Here is a 6,102-nt window from a genome sequence, read left to right on the forward strand (position 1 = left end):
ACGATTGTGGTTGAGAATTTAGCCGTCAAGAATCTGGTCAAAAACCCGAAATTATCTCAGGCAATATCTGATGTAAGCTGGGGAGAAATAACTCGACAATTAGCCTATAAATGCCGTTGGTATGGAAGAAATTACATCGAAATAGATAGATGGTTTCCTAGCTCTAAAAGGTGTAGTAATTGCGGGCATATTGCTGAGAAAATGCCGTTAAATGTTCGAGAGTGGGATTGTCCAATCTGTGGGACACACCATGACCGAGATATTAACGCAAGTAAAAATATTTTTGCCGCAGGGCTTGCGGTGTCAGTCTGTAGAGCGACCATAAGACCAGAACAGAGTAAATCTGTTAAGGCAGGTGCGAAAAATCCTTCGGGACAGAAGCAGAAACCCAAATCGTGAGGTTTGGGAATCGCCGTCCGTTTTACGGCGGTGAGGATGTCAAAGCAGGAATAGTTTTTTTGTACGCTAAGAAATAATAGCAAGAATTCCCCTGTGGAAAATCTGTGGAAAACCGGAGCTTTTTTCGATCGCTCTTTCTGGGCTAAAATCTATCAATAGCAATAACTTCGCCCATTGCTAGGTTTTTACTGCAATTCTGAAAAGATTGTGGAAAAATTGTCAAAAGTGAAATTTTTGCCCTTTCTCAGCCAATTCTATAAGCTGTTAACCATCAAGCTATAAGTCAAGAAGAGCGAGACTTGAGCCGACCAGCGCTCTTCCTAGGGAAAAATTGCGTCAAATGTAGGCCAGTGATCTTTAAAATGGAACAAGCAGCAGGAAGTTAACAAAACAAAGCTCCGGGCATTCCCCGAAACCGATAGACTCAAATAGACAAGGAGACAGGATTGGTTAGCACATCTTCGTATCAAACAACAAAATCGAAAGAAATCTTTACAGCCGCTCAAAAATTAATGCCGGGGGGTGTAAGTTCCCCCGTGCGGGCCTTTAAATCCGTCGGTGGTCAACCCATCGTTTTTGAAAGCGTCAAAGGGGCCTATATTCGCGACGTGGACGGTAACGAATACATAGACTATGTGGGAACTTGGGGGCCGGCTATCTGTGGTCATGCCCATCCCGAAGTGATTGCCGCCCTACACGATGCCCTAGATAAAGGGACCAGTTTCGGGGCTCCCTGTGTCCAGGAAAATATTCTCGCTGAAATGGTGATTGATGCCGTTCCCAGCATTGAAATGGTGCGTTTTGTCAATTCCGGCACCGAAGCCTGTATGTCCGTCCTGCGCTTAATGCGGGCTTTTACCGGCCGGGATAAAATCATCAAATTCGAGGGCTGTTACCACGGTCACGCCGATATGTTCCTCGTTAAAGCCGGCTCTGGTGTAGCGACCCTGGGCCTACCCGACTCGCCGGGGGTTCCCAAAACCACCACTAACAACACTTTAACCGCCCCCTACAATGACCTGGAAGCGGTCAAAGCCCTCTTTGTCGAAAATCCCGACTCGATCGCCGGGGTGATTTTAGAGCCAGTGGTGGGTAATGCCGGCTTTATCGTGCCGGATGCTGGCTTTTTAGAAGGATTGCGGGAATTAACCAAGGAATACGGGTCCCTATTAATGTTTGATGAGGTAATGACCGGATTCCGCATCGCCTACGGTGGCGCTCAGGAAAAATTCGGCATCACCCCCGATTTAACCACCCTCGGCAAAGTTATCGGCGGTGGGCTGCCAGTGGGGGCCTACGGCGGTCGGGCCGATATTATGGCGATGGTGGCTCCGGCCGGCCCGATGTACCAAGCGGGAACCTTATCCGGCAACCCCCTGGCCATGACGGCGGGAATTAAAACCCTAGAGTTACTCCAGCGCCCCGGCACCTACGAATATCTCGATAAAGTGACCAAATCCTTAACTGAAGGGCTGCTGAAAGTGGCCAGAGATGCTGGTCATAGAGTTTTTGGAGGTCATATCAGTGCCATGTTCGGGATGTTTTTCACTGGCACCCCCGTGCATAACTATGAAGAGGCCAAAAAGGCCGATGTGGCTAAATTCGGTCGTTTTCACCGGGGAATGTTGGAAAGAGGCGTTTATCTAGCTCCTTCCCAGTTTGAAGCTGGTTTTACTTCTTTAGCTCACACAGAGGCCGATATCGAACGGACTTTGGCCGCCGCTCAAGAGGTTTTAGAAAGTTTATAGTTAATGCTGCTTCGGCCAGGAAAATTGATTGATAGAGTCCCAAGATTGATGAGTTGACATTTCCCCGCTTGCAAAAGACGGGGATTCTCAGGGGAAATTTGGCTAGAAATCCCGAACAATCGAGGGATTATTATCCCCAGCACTGTAAAACTTATCAGTCCCAGCACAGGCCGCCCCTTTTTAGTCAACCAGATCGATAAGATCAAGAGCAAGAGGTATCTAACTTGACAAAAATTACCTCGGTTTCGATAATCCTGAAACCGTCAACAAAATTGAGTGATAAATAGCTGGGCAAAAAATCAAGAAAAACAGCAAAAAAACGTAGTTCCCCCCTTGACAAATAGCCAAAACTAGGCATTAGTTAAATTTAATGATTTTTTAATAAAAACCGCCTTCTATCACCAGAAAAAGCGATCGGTAGATTTTTATCAGAGTAATGTAATCATCTTTACAACTATCGGGGATCAAAGGATGTTAGGGTGAAGGAGCGATGACAAACCCACTTTAAGATCACCCCAATTGCTATGGCACAGATTCTCGATCCCCTCCCCAACGGCAAGAAAAATAGTATTCTTTGTTGCTATGTCAATGCGACCAATCATATTCAAATTGTTCGCATCACCAATATTGCTAACTGGTATTTTGAAAGGGTGGTTTTCCCCGGGCAGCGTTTAGTATTTGAGACCCTAGCGGATGCTTTCTTAGAGATTCATACGGGGATGATGGCCAGTGCCATCCTTTCCGATAATATCCCCTGTGAACGCCTTTATATCAGCGATGGGGATGAGGATGACTCCGATGGTCAACTAGAGGGGGAAATATTCTACCCCCATTCCCTAGAGGAAAGTCAAGGGGCGAAAATTGACAATACCGTACCCTTCGGTTTAAGTTTAGCTTCCGCCTAGCTAATAAACTACTCCGATAATTCCCCTCGCACGAGAATCACAGTGCAATTAACGGCACGGGCAATCGTCGAGGGGATATTGCCATTTAAGAACTGATTGAGCAAACTTTCCCTGGACGCACCCAAAAGCACCAAGGAACAGTCTTCCGATTCTACTAGATGAATGACCGCCTCGGCCGGAGAGGCCGAACGAATCGGTAAAGGCACGATCAGCTGTGCGATCGCTTTTTGTAAAGATGCTTGTAAAACTTCCAAAGTGGACAGATCTGGCAGTAACTCCGTCGGAGAATAGATTTTACATAACCAAAGTTTGGGATGATCCGAAGACTCGGACAAAGACAGCAAACTAGGCAATAATGCTAAAGCGCGTTGGGCATTCGGACCGCCGGCGGTGGGAATCAGCCAAATCCTTTCCCGATTAGGATCGTTGGGAAAACAATCCTTTGTCCCCAATTTTACCAAGATGGTTTCACAGGGAGCCTCAGCGATCAAAGTATCGACTGAAAACCCGAAAATCGCCCCAGTAGTGGATTTTTCCCCCGTCCAACCCATAATTAATAAATTGCTGTGTCGTTCGCGAATCGTGGCTAAAATCCCGTCGGCGATATCCTGAGCCACGGAAATTTGTGTATGAACAGAGATATTCTGCCGTCGGGCTAATCTTTCCAGACGATGAAGTAATTTGCGTCCTTCCCGCGTATCTACCCTGACTTCCGCCGGAGAACTAAGACGAGGCACAGTAATCACATAGAGACAATCTATCTCATAATTGCGTTCACGGGCGATCGCAGCAGCAATTTTAAACAAAGCGGTAGCGGTGTCGGGATTGGCAATAGGTAACAAAATCCGTCCTATTCCCACGGCCGGGGAACGAGTTTGATAAACCACATAGGAAGGAGTACTGGGTTGGGGCAGTTGACAAACTCCCCCCAATTGATCGGCTTCCACCCGAATAATATCGGTGCGGGTGATGATCCCCACCAGTTTTTGACCGTCGGTAACGGGTAAACGGGAAAGCTGATAGCGATTTAAGAGAAATAAAACATCGCTTAAAGCTGCCTGGGGGGCCACGGTAATCGGATTGGGAGTCATGATCTCCCGTAGGACGGTTTGACTGTTTTTCGATCGCCATTTATCCAGATCACTTTGGGTAAAAATCCCCAATAGTCGCCCCTGTTCCACCACGGGAAAACCGCGATGATGGGAACGGGACATAATTTTCACCACTTCCCCCAGGGGTAAATCTGCCGCCAGAATTTCCACCTGCGATTGCATCACATCCATAGCCGACAGATGGGCCAGCACATCATTAGCAGGGGTTTCCTCGTTGAGAATAATACCACTAGCGGAAAGTAAATGCTGATAGAGGGAACCGGGGTGAATGCTTTCGGCAGTGATATAAGAAACGGCACAGGTCAACATCAGGGGCAGCACAACATTAAAATTGCGATGCAGTTCAAAGACAATCACGATCGCCGTTACTGGAACCCTGACTACTCCCGTAAAAAAAGCCCCCATACCGGCTAAAGTATAACTAGGTTCGCTGCCGAAACCCATCATTTTCGTCTCGATTCCCCCCACCAGAAACCCCAAACAGGATCCCAACACCAAAGCGGGGGCGAGCAGTCCTCCCGGGGCGCCGGAACTATAGGAGATCATCGTCAGGAAAAAATAGACCACAAAAGCGAGGGCGGTATTCTGCCAACTTAATTCCCCTGCCAGCAAAAATTCGCGTAAACCCGTATTATCCCGAAAAAAGTCGGGTAAAAAAGCCACTACCGTTCCCGATAACCAGCTGACCAGACCGATGCGCCAAGCCAGAGATAACCGCCAACGCCGCTGCAGCTGGCTACAAAAAAGGATGCCTTGATTGAATAAAGCCCCCAATAAGCCCGCTAAAACCCCCAAAAGGCAATAAATGGGTATTTCTTGGGCAGAGAAGCTAATATTGGCATATTCAGTGATGATCGAGGGGGTATTCTGCAGCATCATCGAAACCACGGCCCCGGTAAAGGAAGCCACAATCGCCGTTTCTAGGGTCATACTGGAGACATCGCGCATTAATTCCTCGATCACAAAGAGGACGCCGGCGATGGGAGTAGTAAAACCGGCCGCTAACCCCGCGGCTGCCCCGGCTGCGATCATCTGACGACGGTGATCAGGACTGGTGGGCAGCCAGACGCTTAACTGGGCCGCTAGGGCTGCCCCGATGTGTACCGTGGGGGCGCGACGACCAAGGGTTAAACCACCGCCAAGGATCAGGATCGCCCCGATCATTTTTACGACGGCGACGCGCCAAGACAGGGGCAAAGGATATTTAGCTAAGGCCGCTTTTACTTGGGGAATACCACCCCCGGCGGCCGCGGGGGAGAAGTGTTCGACAATCCAACCGGCACTGTAACCGAGCAGAAAACCGCCGAGGGGCAAAACTAGGAAAGGAGAGGAATTGGCTACTAGATGCACCCGCCAACCACCTAACCAACCGATACCCAATTTCAGGATAATAGCGGCAAGGGCGGAGAGAATTCCGATTAAACAGGCGACCAGTAAAGCATAACGACTATCGGTTGCGCTACGTCCGAAGTGTTGGGATTTAAACCACTGACGGAGGTTTTGGTGACGGGCAAAAAGTCCCATAATTATCAGGGAGAATCAAGGCAATGGCGGAGCGAGGATTTATTTAGGGTTCTGATTCCTCGTTTCTTTAATCATAGGCCGTTAAGTTCTGTCACCGTTCACCTTGTTGCTACCAGTGGCCCTAATAGTAGTTTTTCTATCGATGGGCTAGGATCAAAGGTTGTCCCTGTCTTTGAGCGGAGGGTATTGTAAAGTTTCAAGAGAAATATAATCAGATATAGTCAAGCATGGCAATATGTGGACAGGAAACTATCAGACTATGCAAAAAAAACAGGAATAAGTTATCGAACGGCTTGGAGGTGGTGGAAACAAGGGAATTTAACAGGCTATCAATTGCCTTCTGGTACAATTATCATAACGGATGACAACCATTCAAAACCCGACTTGATAGCTTGGATTTATGCAAGGGTTTCC

4 protein-coding genes are annotated in these 6,102 nt (G+C 48.1%); 3 read left to right on the plus strand and 1 reads right to left on the minus strand.

Annotated elements, in window-relative coordinates; genetic code table 11:
- The 3 genes from IM477_RS13745 to IM477_RS13755 all read left to right on the plus strand — a co-directional run.
- The coding region (locus IM477_RS13745) for an RNA-guided endonuclease TnpB family protein (RefSeq protein ID WP_287732149.1) at positions 1–399 on the plus strand (399 nt) is incomplete at its 5' end.
- Between the two features lie 446 nt (positions 400–845).
- Positions 846–2,147 (plus strand): glutamate-1-semialdehyde 2,1-aminomutase, encoded by a 1,302-nt coding sequence (gene hemL, locus IM477_RS13750; protein ID WP_147069286.1) that lies wholly within the window; start codon positions 846–848, stop codon positions 2,145–2,147.
- A gap of 524 nt (positions 2,148–2,671) precedes the next feature.
- Positions 2,672–3,052, plus strand: a complete 381-nt coding sequence (locus IM477_RS13755; protein ID WP_147069285.1) for a DUF1830 domain-containing protein — start codon at positions 2,672–2,674, stop codon at positions 3,050–3,052.
- 8 nt (positions 3,053–3,060) lie between these two features.
- Here the strand turns inward: IM477_RS13755 and IM477_RS13760 are convergent, their stop codons facing one another.
- Positions 3,061–5,688, minus strand: coding sequence for a chloride channel protein (locus IM477_RS13760; RefSeq protein WP_287732150.1), 2,628 nt, complete (start codon positions 5,686–5,688; stop codon positions 3,061–3,063).
- Between the last annotated feature and the right edge of the window lie 414 nt (positions 5,689–6,102).

This window comes from Microcystis sp. M090S1 (genome assembly GCF_020246295.1).
Taxonomy (GTDB): Bacteria; Cyanobacteriota; Cyanobacteriia; order Cyanobacteriales; family Microcystaceae; genus Microcystis; species Microcystis aeruginosa.